This is a genomic window from Streptococcus parasanguinis, assembly GCF_015556095.1.
In the GTDB taxonomy this organism is placed as follows: domain Bacteria; phylum Bacillota; class Bacilli; order Lactobacillales; family Streptococcaceae; genus Streptococcus; species Streptococcus parasanguinis_Q.
Genome location: NZ_JADNLT010000002.1, coordinates 166,144 through 183,619, shown reverse-complemented (window position 1 = coordinate 183,619; position 17,476 = coordinate 166,144). Strand labels below are relative to the sequence as shown.

Below are 17,476 nucleotides of genomic sequence, written 5' to 3'. Positions count from 1 at the left end.
TAGGAAAGGTATCTATGAAATTCATCAAAGGAAAGCTCTCACTGCTTTATCCCCTCTTTCTGCTCTTGTTTTATTTTTATGTTCGGCCTCAATTTCGCCCCTTGGCCCAGTATGTCTCCAACAGTGTAGCAAGCGCCAATAGCTATTATTGGACCTTATTTGGCCTAGAAGGCCTCTATGCAGTCTTTACAGGATTTTTGGTCTATCGTTTTTCTAAAAAAGCGCAGTTTAAGCTGGGGAAGAACCCTCTTCAAGCTCTGATAGAAGCCGTTTTTGCGGCCTGTTTGGTTTACTGGTTGGACTACTTCATCAGTGGTTTTGTTCAAGGACGGGCAGCGGTTTTGAGTCTCTTTCCACGGGAAATTAGCCCCACAGGGGTGCTTATCCTAGTGATCGCAATGGTCGTTATCCGGCCAGTGACAGAAGAGCTGATCTTTCGTGGAGCCTTGGTGAATGCCTACTTCAAAGGCTGGAAACTCTATGCTGAGATTTGGCTTCCAGCCCTCATATATAGTGGCCTACATTTTCTTCACACTCCCTTTTCGTTGGGAGCTTCTATCATCTATCTCCTGCCGAGTGTGATTTTTGGGATCCTGTATTATCGGAGTAAGACGCTCCTTTCACCTATTTTGGCTCATATCTTGCTCAATCTCTACTACACCTTGCCTTTACTTTTATCTGTATTTAAGTAGTAACCGATTTCCTGAGTGAGATTGGTTTTTTTTGAAAATATGGTATAATAGAATAAATTTAAAAGAGGGAGTTGAGGTTTGAAAAAAAGCTACCGCGTCAAACGTGACAAAGATTTTAATGCTATTTTTAAAAGTGGTCAAAATGTTGCCAATCGGAAATTCGTTGTTTACCGCTTGCACAAGGACCAACCGCATTTTCGAGTCGGCCTGTCTGTTAGTAAGAAACTGGGAAATGCTGTGACCAGAAATCGCATCAAACGTTTGATTCGCCATGTTTTGATCAAACACCAAGCCTTCCTTACGACCGATGATTTTGTTGTCATTGCTCGTAAAGGAGTGGAGGAGCTCGACTTTCATCAAGTAGAGAAAAATCTTGTACATGTCTTAAAATTAGCGCATGTCTACCAAGAAAGGGAATAATGTGAAAAAGAAACTGAAGTTAACTGGATTATTAGGAGCGGCCTTATTGGTCTTGACAGCTTGTGGAACCTCTCAAGTGACAGCTCAGTCGACAGGTGGTTGGGAACGCTTCGTCTACTTCTTTGCAGAAGCTATCCGCTTCTTGTCCTTTGGCGGAAGTATCGGTGTAGGGATTATCGTCTTTACCATTGTCATCCGGACGGTCCTCTTGCCTCTCTTCCAATATCAAATGAATTCAACCCGCAAAATGCAGGAAATTCAACCCCTCCTCAAGGAATTGCAAGCTAAGTATCCTGGGAAGGATCTTGATAGTCGGACCAAGCTTTCTGAAGAGATGCGGGCCCTATACAAGGAAAAAGGTGTCAAAACGTCTTCAGCCTTCCTTCCTCTCTTGATCCAGATGCCGGTCTTGATGGCCTTGTTCCAAGCGCTGAGCCGTGTCGAATTCCTTAAAGTCGGTCACTTCCTCTGGTTGGACCTTGGTGCGATCGACCCGACTTATATCTTGCCGGTTCTTGCAGCACTCTTCACATTTTTCAGCAGTTGGTTGACCAATAAAGCCATGCCAGAGCGTAATGGTAGTGCGACAACCATGATGTATGTGATGCCTGTGATGATCTTCTTCTTTGCCTTGTTCTCAGCCAGCGGGGTCGCACTATACTGGGTGACTTCCAATGCTTACCAAGTCGGGCAAACCTATCTCTTGAACAACCCCTTCAAGATTATTGCAGAGCGTGAAGCAAAAGAACAAGCTTCGCGCGACATGGAAAAACAAAAACGCCGTGCCCTAAACAAAGCACAGAAAAAGAAAAAATAAGAAAGAGGTGGACATATGGTCCTATATACTGGAGCAACTGTTGAAGAAGCGATTCAAAAAGGTCTGAACGATTTAGATATTCCTCGTATGAAGGCACATATTACGGTTGTAGCGCGTGAAAAGAAAGGTTTTCTTGGCTTGTTTGGTAAAAAACTAGCTCAAGTTGAGATTGAGCCCATTGCAGAAACAACGGTTGTGAAAGCTAACCAAAAAGCTGTCAAAGGAGTACCAGACGAGATCAATGCACAAAACGAACCGGTTAAGACGGTGAGCGAAGCAACGGTCGATCTCGGACGCGTCGTTGCAGCGATCAAAAAGGTCGAAGAAGAAGGAGAAGTTGTCTCTGAAGAAATCAAGACAGAAATCCTGAAACATGACAAAGAAGCAGATACCGTTCTTGAAGAAAAAGGGCATGAACATATCCTTGAAAAAGTTAAAGAACCAGCGACAAAAGAATCAAGCGAATCTGATTTCTCAAACCTTGGTATCGAGGTAGAGGAAAACTACAACATCGAAGAAGTCGTAGCTGATGTGACAGCCTATGTTCAAACAGTGGTCGATGAAATGGATGTGGATGCAACCATCTCAAGCAGTCACAACCGCCGTACAGTCAATATGCAAATTGATACCAATGAACCAGGACGTGTCATTGGTTACCACGGAAAAGTCTTGAAGGCTCTTCAACTTTTGGCACAAAATTACCTCTATAACCGCTACTCAAAGAATTTTTACATTACCATTAATGTTAATGACTATGTAGAACACCGGGCAGAAGTTCTTCAAAGCTATGCTCAGAAGTTGGCAACACGTGCCCTCGAAGATGGGCAAGCCCAACAGACAGATCCGATGTCAAACAGTGAACGCAAAATCATTCACCGTATCGTCTCTAAGATGGAAGGAGTCACTAGCTACTCTGAAGGGGAAGAACCAAACCGTTACGTGGTGGTAGACATCGAAGGATAATCTAGCTATTATTTCCCATAAGGGAGAGACGGGATTGAGCCGATCTCTCCTTTTTTAGGTTTAGAAAGGAAGCAAATGGCATTTGCAGCGATTCGAGAGTTTTTAAAGCTTCAAGGAATTCACTACCAGGCCCCAGCAAAGGCTGGAGTGCTAGCCTTAGAGATGGAGCAGTATCGTGCCCTAGCTCAAGCGGCTCGTAAGGAATTCACCGATTTAGTCTCAGCCTTTCAGAAGCGTCACCCCTACTTGGAGCAAGATCGGACCAGCCAGTGGATGAACCAGGCCCAGGTCTTGCGCCCTCATTTTTGGGCCTATCTAAAAGGAGAAGGGACGATGGCAGAGCCTATGTTTGCCTTGAGGCTCTATGGAGATGCAGTTGATTTTGGTGTTTCCTTAGAGGTGAGCTTTATCGAGCGAAAAAAAGATGAGCAGAGCCTTCAAAAACAACACAAGGTTCTCACCCTTCCTATCTCTCAGCCAGTTTATTATTTCGCCCAGAAAAATGGAGAGAGTCAAAGGGTAGAAGGAACAGAAAAGAATCGCCATGATCTGTTGCAAGCAGTAGCAGAAGGGGCGGTTCGTAAGGTCCTCGTCAAATACGATGTTTCTCTAGTCGAGGAAGATTCTCCTGAGAATATCCTGGATCAGTTGCAAGAGGCGCTGATGGCTCTGGAACCCTACTACTTGGCAACCCGTCAGGTGTAGAAAGGTGTTCTCCGACCTGTATTTGCAACAATTTTGCCATAGCTATTGACAAATAGAGTCGAATCCGATAGAATAGTAAAGTATGTTTAGTAACTGATCACAACTAGCCGGCTAAACGAATACAAAATCTATGAGGAGGTATTCATCGTGAAACGTACTTATCAACCAAGTAAACTTCGTCGTGCGCGCAAACATGGTTTCCGTCACCGTATGGCAACTAAAAATGGTCGTCGCGTATTGGCAGCTCGTCGTCGTAAAGGACGCAAAGTTTTGGCTGCCTAATTCAGATAAAAACCTAAAAACCAGTAGAAACTCGAGACTACTGGTTTTTGTTTTGTCCGAAAGTGAATTTAGAGGCGCTTTCTGCTATAATATAAAGAAGAAAAACTCGGAAGAAAAGGAAGATCATGCAGATTTTTGATACCCACACCCATCTCAATGTGGAAGAATTCGCAGGAAAAGAACAAGAAGAGCTCGACTTGGCCAAGGAAATGGGCGTTGTAGCCCACAATATCGTTGGTTTTGACAAACCGACGATTGAGCGTGCCATGGAGTTGGCAGACCAGCATCCAGAACTCTATCTCACGCTTGGTTGGCACCCCACTGAGGCGGGAGATTATAGTCCTGAAGTGGAGGCCTATTTACTTGAACAGCTAAAACATCCCAAAGTCGTCGCACTCGGAGAAATCGGTCTGGATTACCACTGGATGACAGCACCAAAAGATGTCCAAGAAAAGGTTTTTCGTCGTCAGATTCAATTGTCTAAAGACTTGGACCTCCCCTTTGTGGTGCATACACGTGATGCTTTAGAAGATACTTATGCCATCATCAAGAGTGAAGGAGTCGGTCCTCGCGGTGGGATCATGCATTCTTTCTCAGGAAGTTTAGAAGAAGCTAAACGCTTCATGGATTTGGGAATGATGATCTCCTTTTCTGGAGTGGTGACCTTTAAGAAAGCCACAGATGTCCAAGAAGCGGCAGCTGGCCTTCCGTTAGACAAGATCTTGGTTGAAACAGATGCCCCTTACCTAGCACCAGTTCCCAAACGTGGTCGGGAAAATAAAACAGCCTACACTCGTTATGTGGTAGATTTTATTGCAGAACTACGTGGCTTAACAACAGAAGAAGTGGCTCAGGCAACCTATGACAATGCAAGAAAGGTATTTGGCCTTGACTGAGAAAAGAAAAATACCAGAAGTGATTGTAGTGGAGGGCAAGGACGACACAGCTAATCTCCGTCGTTTTTATGAGGTGGATACCTATGAAACGCGAGGCTCTGCGATCGATCAAGATGACTTGGAACGAATTGCTACCTTGCAAGAGTTGCGTGGGGTCATTGTCTTTACCGATCCAGATTATAATGGCGAGCGCATTCGCAAGATCATTATGCAAGAGGTGCCCCAGGCCAAACATGCCTTTTTAAATCGTGGTGAAGCAGTCCCCAAATCCAAGACCAAGGGGCGTTCTCTTGGAGTGGAGCATGCGAACTTTGAAGATTTAGAAAAAGCCCTTGCTGGGCTGGTGGGTTCCTATGAAGATGAAAATTTCTTTGATATCACAAAGACCGACTTGATGCGGCTTGGACTGTTGATGGGAAGCGATAGTCGCAAACGACGGGAATATCTAGGCGAAGCCTTGCGCATCGGCTACTGCAATGGCAAGCAATTACTCAAACGCTTGGAGTTGTTTGGAATTTGTTTGGCCCAAGTCGAAGAGGCGATGGCTAGTTATTAAGACGGAAGTAGAGGGGATTCTTTACCTCTAAACTGATTAGAAAAGAGAAAAAATGAGAATTGCAGATTATAGCGTGACCAAGGCAGTGCTGGAGCGTCACGGTTTTACCTTTAAAAAATCCTTCGGTCAGAACTTCTTGACCGATACCAACATCCTTCAAAAAATTGTGGATACGGCTGAGATTGATAAGCAGGTCAATGTCATCGAAATCGGTCCAGGAATTGGAGCTCTCACTGAGTTTTTGGCGGAAAATGCGGCAGAAGTCATGGCCTTTGAGATCGATGACCGCTTGGTTCCTATTTTGGCGGATACCTTACGGGATTTTGACAATGTAACGGTTGTCAACCAAGACATCCTCAAGGTAGACCTCAACCAGTACATCGCAGAGTTTAAAAACCCAGACCTTCCGATTAAGGTAGTGGCTAACCTTCCTTACTACATTACGACTCCCATCCTCATGCACTTGATCGAATCCAAGATTCCTTTCCAAGAATTTGTGGTCATGATGCAAAAAGAGGTGGCAGACCGCATCTCAGCTGAGCCCAACACCAAAGCTTATGGTTCGTTATCCATTGCTGTCCAATACTATATGACTGCTAAGGTAGCCTTTATTGTACCTCGCACCGTCTTTGTGCCAGCACCAAACGTCGACTCTGCCATCCTCAAGATGGTCCGTCGCGAAGAGCCAGCAGTAACCGTCAAGGATGAAGATTTCTTCTTCTCTGTCAGCAAGGCTAGCTTTGTCCACCGCCGCAAAACACTTTGGAACAACTTGACTAGTCGCTTCGGCAAGACCGAAGAAATCAAAGCCAAGCTGGAAGCAGGAATCCAAACTGCAGGCCTGCAACCTTCTGTACGAGGAGAAGCTCTGAGCTTAGAAGACTTCGCCCGCCTAGCAGATGGCCTTCTAGATGCGGGAATAAAATAACAGAAAAGACATGAGCTTCATAGCTCATGTCTTGTTTGTTGTAGAAGGAAAGGACGGGATTTGAACCCGCGCGTGAATAAAAATCCACTTGCCGGATTTCGAGTCCGGTGCCGTACCGAGCTGGGCCACCTTTCCAAGATGCGGAGAAAGGGATTTGAACCCTCACGCCCGAAGGGGCACATGCGCCTGAAGCATGCGTGTCTGCCGTTCCACCACCTCCGCATAGTTCTATTATACACTTTTTAGGAAAAATGCCAAGGAAAAAAAGGAAGGTGCCCTTTCCCGAATTCTGCTAAAAGACAAGTCATAACAGATACTCCGTCTTCTGTTTCTATCCATTTAAAAAACGAACCTATTCGTTTCTAAAAGCGTCCGGAGAGGTTCACTTTTCGTTTTTTCTTATTGAGCAATCCAGCCTTATTTCTCATTTTTTGGTATAATAGGAGTATTAATCTCAAAGGAGTGCGATTTGCAAGGAACAATCGTCAAGGCCTTGGCTGGCTTCTACTACGTGGAGTCAGATGGTCACATTTACCAGACACGGGCTCGTGGAAATTTTAGAAAAAAAGGACAGACTCCTTATGTGGGGGATCAGGTGGAGTTTTCTGCTGAAGAGAATTCAGAAGGCTACATCTTGAGCATTGCCCCTCGTAAAAATAGCCTCGTACGCCCTCCTATTGTCAATATTGATCAGGCAGTAGTGATTATGTCAGCTAAGGAGCCAGATTTCAACGCCAATCTTTTAGACCGTTTTCTGGTTCTTTTGGAGCATAAGGGGATTCATCCCATTGTCTATATTTCAAAACTGGACTTGTTAGAAGATATGGAAGACATCCACTACTACCAAGGAATCTACCAGGTTATTGGCTATGATTTTGTCTTGTCGATTGAGGAACTCTTGCCCCTTTTGACCAATCAAACCACGGTCTTTATGGGGCAGACTGGTGTAGGAAAATCGACCTTGCTCAATAAAATCGCTCCGGATCTGGAGCTTGAAACGGGTGAGATTTCAGATAGTCTGGGGCGCGGTCGACACACGACCCGAGCTGTCAGCTTTTACCATTTAAATGGAGGAAAGATCGCAGATACGCCTGGCTTCTCCTCCCTTGATTACGAAGTGACGACCAGTGAAGATTTAAATCAAGCCTTCCCAGAGATCGCCGATGTGAGCCACTCTTGTAAATTTCGTACCTGTACCCACACGCATGAGCCCGCTTGTGCGGTGAAACCAGCCGTTGAAAGAGAGGAAATTGCGCCTTTCCGTTATGAGGATTACTTGCAATTTCTAAGTGAGATTGAAAACCGTCGCGAAACCTATAAAAAAGTTTCGAAAAAAATGCCAAAATAGGAGACACTACAACGATGAAAACAATGAAAATTGCACCCTCAATTTTGAGTGCAGATTATGCCAATTTTGAAAGTGAATTGAAACGCTTAGAAGCAGCTGGAGCTGACTATGCCCATATCGATGTCATGGATGGCCATTTTGTGCCCAATATCAGCTTTGGAGCTGGTGTCGTAGAGAGCATGCGTCCGCATAGCAAGTTGGTCTTTGATTGCCACTTGATGGTCACCAATCCCGAACACCATATCGAAGAATTTGCCCGTGCAGGTGCTGACATCATCAGCATCCATGTGGAAGCTACTCCTCATATCCACGGAGCTCTTCAAAAAATTCGTCAAGCGGGTGTGAAGGCTAGTGTCGTGATCAACCCAGGGACTCCTGTAGACAGTATCAAACATGTCTTGAACTTGGTGGATCAAGTCTTGGTTATGACCGTTAATCCAGGATTCGGTGGCCAAGCCTTCTTGCCTGAAACCATGGACAAGGTGCGCGAATTAGTCGCTCTTCGTGAAGAAAAAGGTTTAGACTTTGATATCGAAGTGGATGGTGGAATTGATGCTCAAAGTATTTCCCAAGCAAAAGAAGCCGGGGCCAATGTCTTTGTAGCGGGCTCTTATGTCTTTAATGGGGAGGTCAATGAGCGCGTTCAAACGCTCCGAGATGCTGTAAATGGGTAACATCGCAATACTGGCAGGAGGTGACAGCACGCTCTTGCCAAAAGATCATGACGTTTATGTAGGCGTTGATGGTGGCTGTTTGAAGTTACTGGAACAAGGTCTGCCTTTAGATATAGCTGTGGGGGATTTCGATTCTGTCTCTGAGACCGATTTGCGCCAGATCCAAACCCAAGCCAAGCAGGTTATTCAATCCATCCCTGAAAAGAACGATACGGATTTGGAATTGGCCTTAAAAGCGGCCTTTGAGGCCTATCCAGAGGCTGGTGTCACCGTTTATGGTGCCTTTGGCGGTCGTTTGGATCACTTCTTGTCCAATATCTTTTTGCCGACCGATCCAGACCTAGCTCCCTACATGGAGCAAATCCAATTAGTCGACGGTCAAAATCGCTTGATCTACAGATCAGCCGGCTGCCATGAGATTCAGCCAGATCCAGCCATGTCCTATGTTGGTTTTATGCCTGTCGGACAAGGTCGCTTAGAGATCACAGGAGCCAAGTATCCGCTCCATCAGGAGAATTATTTTTTGAAGGCCATGTATGGCTCCAATGAATTTTTGGATCAACTGATTCAAGTGAGTCTTGATCGTGGCTATCTTGTCATTGTTTATAGTAAAGACAGAGGTTAATATGAATATCATTCTGCTTCTGATTGGCCTGCTCAATCTGGGCCTCCTCATCTATCTCTTGCAACGGTCAGATGACACCAGACCGGCTTTACGAGAGATGCTGGAAGACCATGAGGATCATTTGACAGACCAGTTGGACTATCGTTTTGAAAAAGAAAGGCAAGCAAGCCAGATTGCCAATCAGCAGTTAGAGATCGCCCTGACAGATCGCTTAACCGAGATGCGAGTGGAGATCCACCAGCAGACGACGGCTCTGCGCGCTGAGATGAATGAGCACTTTACTAAAAATCGGGACAAAACAGATGAGCGCATGCGCCAGATCCAAGAGTCCAATGAAGTGCGGCTAGAACAGATGCGCCAAACGGTAGAAGAAAAATTGGAGAAAACCTTGCAGCACCGCTTGCAGACCTCCTTTGAGACGGTTTCAAAACAATTGGAGTCGGTCAACAAAGGGCTGGGAGAAATGCAGACAGTGGCGCGGGATGTCGGAACTCTTAATAAAGTTCTCTCCAATACCAAGACGCGTGGGATTATGGGCGAATTGCAGCTGGGCCAAATTATTGAAGATATCTTGACCCCAGCCCAGTATGAGCGGGAGTTTGTCACCGTTCCTCAATCCAGTGAGCGCGTGGAATATGCCATTAAGCTTCCTGGACAAGGAGAAGAACCAGTCTATCTTCCGATTGACTCTAAATTCCCACTGGAAGATTACTATCGTCTGGAAGAAGCTTATGAATCGGGAGAGAAAGAGGAGATCGAGCGTTACCGCAAGGCCCTTCTTGCTAGTATCAAGCGTTTTGCTAAGGATATCCAACAAAAATACCTCTTTCCACCAGCGACAACGAATTTCGGAATTCTCTTTTTGCCAACTGAAGGCCTCTATTCCGAAGTGGTTCGCAATCCAGAATTCTTCGATCGCTTGCGTCGGGACGAACAAATTTTAGTGGCTGGTCCAAGCACACTATCAGCCCTCTTGAACTCCTTGTCTGTTGGCTTTAAAACGCTCAACATCCAAAAGAGTGCAGATGACATTAGCAAGGTGTTGGGATCGGTCAAATCAGAATTCCATAAGTTTGGAGGGATTCTGGCCAAGACCCAGCGCCATTTAAAGAATGCTTCCAATAATATTGATGATTTGCTCACCAGACGGACCAGTGCCATCGAGCGGACACTCCGCCAAATCGAAAGCGATGAGGACCTGCTGGAACTAGATGTATATATAGAAGATGGAGAAGATGATGGTCAAAATTAACCAAATGAAAAAAGATGAATTGTTCGAAGGATTCTATTTGATCAAGTCAGCAGAAGTGCGTCAAACGCGGGCCGGGAAAAACTACCTCGCCTTTGTCTTCCAGGATGAGACCGGTACAATCGAAGGTAAACTATGGGATGCCCAACCTCACAATGTAGAGAGTTTTATGGCTGGACGCGTGGTCCATATGTCTGGACGTCGAGAAGTTTACAATAATACTCCGCAAGTCAACCAATTAAACATGCGCTTGCCCCAAGCAGGAGAGCCCAACAATCCAGCAGACTTTAAGGAAAAACCACCAGTAGATCCCAAGGAATTGCATGAATACCTGTCAAACATGATTTTCAAAATTGAAAATCCAGTCTGGCAACGGATTGTCCGGGCCCTCTATGGGAAATATGAGAAAGAGTTTTATAGCTATCCAGCTGCTAAGACCAACCACCATGCCTTTGAAGCAGGCCTGGCTTATCATACGGCGACCATGGTCCGCTTGGCAGATAGTATCGGTGATATCTATCCTCAGTTGAATAAGAGCTTGCTCTTTGCAGGGATTATGTTACACGATTTGGCCAAAGTGATCGAGTTGACGGGGCCTGAAAATACAGAATACACTGTTCGAGGCAACCTCATCGGCCACATTGCACTCATCGATGAAGAAATCACCAAGGTCTTGCAAGACTTGAAGATTGATGACCAAAAAGAAGATGTCATCGTTCTTCGCCATGTGATCTTGAGTCACCATGGCTTGCTCGAATACGGTAGTCCTGTTCGTCCAAAGATCATGGAAGCAGAGATTATTCATATGATCGATAATTTGGATGCAGAAATGATGATGATGACAACGGCACTTGGCTTAATTGGTCCTGGCGAAATGACCAATAAAATCTTTGCGATGGAAAATCGTTCCTTCTATAAACCGAATCTCGACTAGTAAAAACAGAGATAAATACGGGAATGATTCTGCCAAAAATAAAATAATCAGGAAAAAACGGCCTTCTGTAAATCAGAATGTTCGTTTTTTTCGCTTCTTATGGTATAATGATAGAAAAAACTACATGGTGAGAAAATGAAATTAAGAAGAAGTGAACGGATGGTCGTGATTTCTAATTACTTGATCAACCATCCCTATGAATTGACGAGCCTCAATACGTTTGCGGAAAAGTATGAGTCTGCCAAGTCTTCCATCTCAGAAGATATCGTGATCATTAAGCGTGCGTTTGAAGAGATGGAAATCGGAAATATTGAGACCATTACAGGAGCTGGTGGAGGTGTTATCTTTACACCGTCTATCTCAGATCAAGAATCCAAAGAAATCGTCGAGGATCTTTGCAAGCAGCTGTCTGAAAGTGATCGTATCCTTCCTGGTGGCTACATTTACCTGTCTGATCTGTTGAGCAATCCAAAGATTTTGAATCGCATCGGCCGCATCATTGCCAAAGCTTTCCGGGATAAGAAGATTGATGCTGTCATGACCGTAGCGACCAAGGGAGTTCCTCTAGCCAATGCAGTAGCCAATGTCTTGAATGTTCCTTTTGTTATTGTCCGTCGTGATTTGAAAATCACAGAAGGGTCAACCGTTAGTGTCAACTATGTTTCAGGCTCAAGTGGGGATCGCATTGAGAAAATGTTCCTTTCAAAACGGAGCCTAAAAGCAGGAAGCCGGGTCTTGATTGTCGATGACTTCCTTAAAGGTGGCGGAACGATTAACGGGATGGTCAGCCTCTTGTCTGAATTTGATTCTGAATTAGCAGGGGTAGCTGTCTTTGCGGATAATGCTGCAACCGACCGTGAATTCTTTGAACACAAATCCTTATTGCGCGTGACCAACATCGATGTAAAAGAAAATAAATTGAGTGTCGAAGTTGGGAATATCTTTGATTAAGAGCAACAAAGGAGGATCAAAAAGTGAAAAGAATTTTAGATCGATTTGATAATAGTCCTTTGTGGATTCGCTTGGTGACAGTTCTGTCTCTATCCTTTATTTTGGTAGCTGGTTTGTATACCGTTAAAAAGAATACAGCTGCCCAGGTAACGACAGAAATTCAACCTGCTAAAAAAACAGGTTCCCTTCCAGTGAAAAAGGAAACAAAGGAAGAAAAAGAAAAGAAGGAAGAAAAGAAAAATACAGAAGCTGCTGAAAAAGCAGTCGTTCAAATGGAAACAACTCCAAGTCAAGATTCTGTGAACGCTGCCCAAGCTGCTGTGAAAAAAGTCAAAGATGCGACTCAAAAGCAATCGCTTGAGGCCCGTATCCAATACATCGCTAACTATTATGGACTGACCTATGAGAGCGACACAGCGGCAACACAGCAGACTCAAACAGACGCTAATGCCAACACGAACGCGAACGCAAATACTAATGCCAATGCCAATGCTGGAGTAGCTGGAGCCAATGCGACAGTTCAACCACAACAGCAACAACAGTATGCTCCGGCTGCAGATGCAGGGGCAGAAGTACCTGCTGAAGCTGGTCAATAATGAACTTTTTCGACTTCTTTAAAAAATAAAAAAACATCTTGCAATCAAAGTGCCGTCATGTTATAATAATAGACGGTACTTTTTACTTTTGGTCTCTCAAGAGTGTACAGGGACGTGCTGACAAATGTTGCAAAAGTACACACAGATGGTAGCTGTCACCAAGTGTACCATCACCAAAAATAAAAAATTTCACAGGAGAATGTAGATGCCTACAATTAACCAATTGGTTCGCAAACCGCGTAAATCAAAAGTAGAAAAATCTAAATCACCAGCTTTGAACGTTGGTTACAACAGTCATAAAAAAGTTCAAACAAACGTTTCTTCACCACAAAAACGTGGTGTTGCAACTCGTGTTGGAACAATGACACCTAAAAAACCTAACTCTGCCCTTCGTAAATTTGCCCGTGTACGTTTGAGCAACTTGATCGAAGTAACTGCTTATATCCCAGGTATCGGACACAACTTGCAAGAACACAGCGTGGTTCTTCTTCGTGGTGGACGTGTAAAAGACCTTCCAGGGGTACGTTACCATATCGTCCGTGGAGCACTTGATACTGCAGGTGTAAACGATCGTAAACAAGGCCGTTCTAAATACGGTACTAAAAAACCAAAAGCATAAGGAAAGGGGATAAAGAAAAATGAGTCGTAAAAACCGTGCGCCTAAACGCGATGTATTGCCAGATCCGCTTTACAATTCACAATTAGTTACTCGTCTTATCAACCGCGTTATGCTTGATGGTAAACGTGGTACAGCTGCTTCAATCGTTTACGGAGCTTTCGAACAAATTAAAGAAGCTACTGGAAACGATGCTCTTGAAGTATTCGAAACAGCTATGGAAAACATCATGCCTGTACTTGAAGTACGTGCTCGCCGTGTCGGTGGTTCTAACTACCAAGTCCCAGTTGAAGTTCGTCCAGAACGTCGTACAACACTTGGACTTCGTTGGTTGGTAACAATCGCTCGTCAACGTGGTGAACACACAATGGTTGATCGTCTTGCAAAAGAAATCTTGGATGCAGCGAACAACACTGGTGCAGCTGTTAAGAAACGTGAAGATACTCACCGTATGGCTGAAGCTAACCGTGCATTCGCACACTTCCGCTGGTAAGATCATGATGCTAGGAACGGCAAGGATGCAAAGTGAAAATAGGAAACTGACGCAGTATTCGATGAATACAAGGAAGTTTATCTTTTTCACACAGCATCCCGTTCCGGCTCAAATCGGCTAACTAACTTTAGCCCGAGTTCAATTAAGCTTCGTCAGCTCTTGAACCCAATTCAACTCTTCTTACAAGTTGGAACCAAAACTTAGCATGAAAACACTGAGAACGGGTAGGTCCTGCCTATCCGTTTTTATTAAATCATGTTATAATAGAATATAGAAATAAAAAATATAGGAGAAACAAACCTCATGGCACGCGAATTTTCACTTGAAAAAACTCGTAATATCGGTATCATGGCTCACGTCGATGCTGGTAAAACAACTACAACTGAGCGTATCCTTTACTACACTGGTAAGATTCACAAAATCGGTGAAACTCACGAAGGTGCGTCACAAATGGACTGGATGGAGCAAGAGCAAGAACGTGGTATCACCATCACATCTGCCGCTACAACAGCTCAATGGAAAGACACTCGTGTAAACATCATCGACACACCAGGACACGTGGACTTCACTATCGAAGTTCAACGTTCACTCCGCGTTTTGGACGGTGCTGTAACCGTTCTTGACTCACAATCAGGTGTTGAGCCTCAAACTGAAACAGTTTGGCGTCAAGCAACTGAATACGGAGTTCCACGTATCGTATTCGCTAACAAGATGGATAAAATCGGTGCTGACTTCCTTTACTCAGTAAGCACACTTCATGACCGTCTTCAAGCAAACGCTCACCCAATTCAATTGCCAATCGGTGCTGAAGATGACTTCCGCGGAATCATTGACTTGATCAAGATGAAAGCTGAAATCTATACTAACGACCTTGGTACAGATATCCTTGAAGAAGATATTCCAGCTGAATACCTTGAACAAGCTCAAGAATACCGTGAAAAATTGGTTGAAGCAGTTGCTGAAACTGATGAAGACTTGATGATGAAATACCTTGAAGGGGAAGAAATCACTAACGAAGAATTGAAAGCTGGTATCCGTAAAGCTACAATCAACGTTGAGTTCTACCCAGTACTTTGTGGTTCTGCCTTCAAGAACAAAGGGGTTCAATTGATGTTGGATGCGGTCCTTGACTACCTTCCAAGCCCACTTGATATCCCTGCAATCAAGGGTGTGAACCCAGATACAGACGAAGAAGAAGAACGTCCAGCATCTGATGAAGAGCCATTTGCAGCTCTTGCCTTCAAGATCATGACTGACCCATTCGTAGGTCGTTTGACATTCTTCCGTGTTTACTCAGGTGTCTTGAACTCAGGTTCATACGTCTTGAACACTTCTAAAGGTAAACGTGAACGTATCGGACGTATCCTTCAAATGCACGCCAACACTCGTAAAGAAATCGAAACAGTTTACTCTGGAGATATCGCTGCTGCCGTTGGTTTGAAAGATACTACAACTGGTGACTCATTGACAGATGAAAAAGCAAAAATCATCCTTGAATCAATCGAAGTTCCAGAACCAGTTATCCAATTGATGGTTGAGCCTAAATCTAAAGCAGACCAAGACAAGATGGGTATCGCCCTTCAAAAATTGGCTGAAGAAGATCCAACATTCCGCGTTGAAACAAACCCTGAAACTGGTGAAACAGTTATCTCTGGTATGGGTGAGTTGCACTTGGATGTCCTTGTTGACCGTATGAAACGTGAATTCAAGGTTGAAGCTAACGTTGGTGCCCCTCAAGTATCTTACCGTGAAACATTCCGCGCTTCTACACAAGCACGTGGATTCTTCAAACGTCAATCTGGTGGTAAAGGTCAGTTTGGTGATGTTTGGATCGAATTTACTCCAAACGAAGAAGGTAAAGGATTCGAGTTCGAAAATGCGATCGTCGGTGGTGTGGTTCCACGTGAATTCATCCCTGCAGTAGAAAAAGGACTTCAAGAATCTATGGCGAACGGTGTCCTTGCTGGTTACCCAATGGTTGACGTGAAAGCTAAGCTTTACGATGGTTCATACCACGATGTCGACTCATCTGAAACTGCCTTCAAGATCGCTGCATCTCTTGCGCTTAAAGAAGCTGCTAAGACTGCACAACCAGCTATCCTTGAACCAATGATGCTTGTAACCATCACAGTTCCTGAAGAAAACCTTGGGGATGTTATGGGTCACGTAACTGCTCGTCGTGGACGTGTAGATGGTATGGAAGCACACGGTGCAAGCCAAATCGTTCGTGCTTATGTGCCACTTGCTGAAATGTTCGGTTACGCTACTGTCCTTCGTTCTGCAACTCAAGGACGTGGTACCTTCATGATGGTATTTGACCACTACGAAGATGTACCAAAATCAGTACAAGAAGAAATCATTAAAAAAGCTAAAGGTGAAGCTTAATTTACCAATGCTTAAAAACTCTTCCCACTTTGGGAAGAGTTTTTCTTTGTTCCAAAAGTGAGTACAAGTAAAATAGCGCTTTTCCTATCGATCAAGACTTTGTGAAAAACTTTAATAAAAGAGGTGGTGATCTATGATAAATCTTGCTTTTCGTTGGGAAATAGTTGCTTTTTAATGCAATAAAGTATATAATAGAGACTGTTAAAAGATGTTTGGCGCTGTGTCAAGTTACTCTTTTCACAAAAAATTTTTTTGATTTTCATAAGGAGGAAATCACGAATGGTAGTTAAAGTTGGTATTAACGGTTTCGGTCGTATCGGACGTCTTGCTTTCCGTCGTATCCAAAACGTAGAAGGTGTTGAAGTTACACGCATCAACGACCTTACAGATCCAGTTATGCTTGCACACTTGTTGAAATACGATACAACTCAAGGTCGTTTCGACGGTACTGTGGAAGTTAAAGAAGGTGGATTCGAAGTTAACGGTAAATTCGTTAAAGTTTCTGCTGAACGCGATCCAGAACAAATCGACTGGGCTAACGACGGTGTAGAAATCGTTCTTGAAGCAACTGGTTTCTTTGCTACTAAAGCAGCTGCTGAAAAACACTTGCATGCTGGTGGTGCTAAGAAAGTTGTTATCACTGCTCCTGGTGGATCAGATGTTAAAACAGTCGTATTTAACACTAACCACGATATTCTTGATGGTACTGAAACAGTTATCTCAGGTGCTTCATGTACTACAAACTGCTTGGCTCCAATGGCTAAAGCTCTTCAAGATAACTTCGGTGTTGTTGAAGGATTGATGACTACTATCCACGCTTACACTGGTGACCAAATGATCCTTGATGGTCCACACCGTAAAGGTGACCTTCGTCGTGCACGCGCTGGTGCTGCTAACATCGTTCCTAACTCAACTGGTGCTGCTAAAGCAATCGGTTTGGTTATCCCTGAATTGAACGGTAAATTGGACGGAGCTGCACAACGTGTTCCTGTTCCAACTGGATCAGTTACTGAATTGGTAGTTGTTCTTGACAAGAACGTTACTGTTGATGAAGTGAACGCAGCTATGAAAGCAGCTTCAAACGAATCATACGGTTACACTGAAGATCCAATCGTTTCTTCAGACGTTGTAGGTATGTCTTACGGATCATTGTTTGACGCAACTCAAACTAAAGTTATTGACGTTGACGGTAAACAATTGGTTAAAGTTGTTTCATGGTATGACAACGAAATGTCTTACACTGCACAACTTGTTCGTACTCTTGAATACTTCGCAAAAATTGCTAAATAATTCATGCGTATGATGAGAGGAGGGAAACCTCCTCTTTTTTTGTACTTTTTTTAGGG

Annotated in this window: 20 protein-coding genes and 2 tRNA genes; 20 read left to right on the top strand and 2 right to left on the bottom strand. The window is 44.1% G+C overall.

What is annotated here, in order from left to right; translation table 11 throughout:
• The first annotated feature begins 14 nt into the window (after positions 1-14).
• From I2E70_RS04070 to rsmA, 9 genes are all read left to right on the top strand, one after another.
• A complete protein-coding gene (locus I2E70_RS04070; RefSeq protein WP_049506557.1) occupies positions 15-692 on the top strand; it encodes a CPBP family intramembrane glutamic endopeptidase in 678 nt (225 codons plus the stop codon).
• Positions 693-770: 78 nt separating this feature from the next.
• Positions 771-1,112 (top strand): ribonuclease P protein component, encoded by a 342-nt coding sequence (rnpA, locus tag I2E70_RS04065; protein WP_049506558.1) that lies wholly within the window; start codon positions 771-773, stop codon positions 1,110-1,112.
• Between the two features lies 1 nt (position 1,113).
• Positions 1,114-1,929: a YidC/Oxa1 family membrane protein insertase gene (locus I2E70_RS04060; RefSeq protein WP_003015944.1), complete on the top strand. Its 816-nt coding sequence runs from the start codon at positions 1,114-1,116 to the stop codon at positions 1,927-1,929.
• Positions 1,930-1,944: 15 nt separating this feature from the next.
• Positions 1,945-2,892: an RNA-binding cell elongation regulator Jag/EloR gene (gene jag, locus I2E70_RS04055; RefSeq protein ID WP_195423553.1), complete on the top strand. Its 948-nt coding sequence runs from the start codon at positions 1,945-1,947 to the stop codon at positions 2,890-2,892.
• Between the two features lie 75 nt (positions 2,893-2,967).
• Positions 2,968-3,597 carry a ribonuclease P gene (locus tag I2E70_RS04050; protein ID WP_195423551.1) on the top strand — a complete coding sequence of 210 codons (630 nt, stop codon included), beginning with the start codon at positions 2,968-2,970 and terminating at the stop codon, positions 3,595-3,597.
• Positions 3,598-3,744: 147 nt separating this feature from the next.
• Positions 3,745-3,879, top strand: coding sequence for a 50S ribosomal protein L34 (gene rpmH, locus I2E70_RS04045; protein WP_003003086.1), 135 nt, complete (start codon positions 3,745-3,747; stop codon positions 3,877-3,879).
• Between the two features lie 125 nt (positions 3,880-4,004).
• The gene (locus tag I2E70_RS04040) at positions 4,005-4,775 is read left to right on the top strand and encodes a TatD family hydrolase (protein ID WP_195423549.1); all 771 of its coding nucleotides are present in this window, start codon (positions 4,005-4,007) and stop codon (positions 4,773-4,775) included.
• A complete protein-coding gene (gene rnmV / locus I2E70_RS04035; protein ID WP_125826631.1) occupies positions 4,747-5,331 on the top strand; it encodes a ribonuclease M5 in 585 nt (194 codons plus the stop codon). The genes I2E70_RS04040 and rnmV overlap by 29 nt, the downstream gene beginning before the upstream one ends.
• Before the next feature lie 52 nt (positions 5,332-5,383).
• Positions 5,384-6,259, top strand: coding sequence for a 16S rRNA (adenine(1518)-N(6)/adenine(1519)-N(6))-dimethyltransferase RsmA (gene rsmA / locus I2E70_RS04030; RefSeq protein WP_070665666.1), 876 nt, complete (start codon positions 5,384-5,386; stop codon positions 6,257-6,259).
• A 45-nt stretch (positions 6,260-6,304) separates the two neighbouring features.
• On the opposite strand, the gene I2E70_RS04025 is transcribed toward rsmA, so the two are convergent.
• Positions 6,305-6,394: transfer RNA gene (locus tag I2E70_RS04025), tRNA-Ser, on the bottom strand.
• A gap of 4 nt (positions 6,395-6,398) precedes the next feature.
• Positions 6,399-6,481: transfer RNA gene (locus I2E70_RS04020), tRNA-Leu, on the bottom strand.
• 247 nt (positions 6,482-6,728) lie between these two features.
• Here I2E70_RS04020 and rsgA point away from each other — a divergent pair.
• The 11 genes from rsgA (at position 6,729) to gap (ending at position 17,420) form a co-directional block, all read left to right on the top strand.
• Complete coding sequence (rsgA, locus tag I2E70_RS04015; RefSeq protein WP_049474638.1) at positions 6,729-7,607, top strand: ribosome small subunit-dependent GTPase A; 879 nt, start codon at positions 6,729-6,731, stop codon at positions 7,605-7,607.
• A 14-nt stretch (positions 7,608-7,621) separates the two neighbouring features.
• Positions 7,622-8,281, top strand: a complete 660-nt coding sequence (gene rpe / locus I2E70_RS04010) for a ribulose-phosphate 3-epimerase (RefSeq protein ID WP_023919231.1) — start codon at positions 7,622-7,624, stop codon at positions 8,279-8,281.
• On the top strand, positions 8,274-8,906 hold the full coding sequence (locus tag I2E70_RS04005) for a thiamine diphosphokinase (RefSeq protein ID WP_195423547.1): 633 nt from the start codon (positions 8,274-8,276) through the stop codon (positions 8,904-8,906). Before rpe ends, I2E70_RS04005 begins: the two co-directional genes overlap by 8 nt.
• A gap of 1 nt (position 8,907) precedes the next feature.
• Positions 8,908-10,158 carry a DNA recombination protein RmuC gene (locus I2E70_RS04000; RefSeq protein WP_195423546.1) on the top strand — a complete coding sequence of 417 codons (1,251 nt, stop codon included), beginning with the start codon at positions 8,908-8,910 and terminating at the stop codon, positions 10,156-10,158.
• Positions 10,145-11,089, top strand: a complete 945-nt coding sequence (locus I2E70_RS03995) for a 3'-5' exoribonuclease YhaM family protein (RefSeq protein WP_049514801.1) — start codon at positions 10,145-10,147, stop codon at positions 11,087-11,089. Before I2E70_RS04000 ends, I2E70_RS03995 begins: the two co-directional genes overlap by 14 nt.
• A gap of 135 nt (positions 11,090-11,224) precedes the next feature.
• A complete protein-coding gene (purR, locus tag I2E70_RS03990) occupies positions 11,225-12,040 on the top strand; it encodes a pur operon repressor (RefSeq protein WP_037599408.1) in 816 nt (271 codons plus the stop codon).
• 23 nt (positions 12,041-12,063) lie between these two features.
• Positions 12,064-12,636, top strand: a complete 573-nt coding sequence (locus I2E70_RS03985) for a hypothetical protein (protein ID WP_049514802.1) — start codon at positions 12,064-12,066, stop codon at positions 12,634-12,636.
• Positions 12,637-12,841: 205 nt separating this feature from the next.
• Positions 12,842-13,255, top strand: coding sequence for a 30S ribosomal protein S12 (rpsL, locus tag I2E70_RS03980; protein WP_003003125.1), 414 nt, complete (start codon positions 12,842-12,844; stop codon positions 13,253-13,255).
• Between the two features lie 19 nt (positions 13,256-13,274).
• Entirely contained in the window at positions 13,275-13,745 is a 471-nt protein-coding gene (gene rpsG, locus I2E70_RS03975) for a 30S ribosomal protein S7 (RefSeq protein WP_003003105.1), read from the top strand.
• A gap of 303 nt (positions 13,746-14,048) precedes the next feature.
• Positions 14,049-16,130 carry an elongation factor G gene (gene fusA, locus I2E70_RS03970; RefSeq protein WP_003003071.1) on the top strand — a complete coding sequence of 694 codons (2,082 nt, stop codon included), beginning with the start codon at positions 14,049-14,051 and terminating at the stop codon, positions 16,128-16,130.
• A 279-nt stretch (positions 16,131-16,409) separates the two neighbouring features.
• Positions 16,410-17,420, top strand: a complete 1,011-nt coding sequence (gap, locus tag I2E70_RS03965; protein ID WP_003003093.1) for a type I glyceraldehyde-3-phosphate dehydrogenase — start codon at positions 16,410-16,412, stop codon at positions 17,418-17,420.
• The last annotated feature ends 56 nt before the right edge of the window (positions 17,421-17,476 follow it).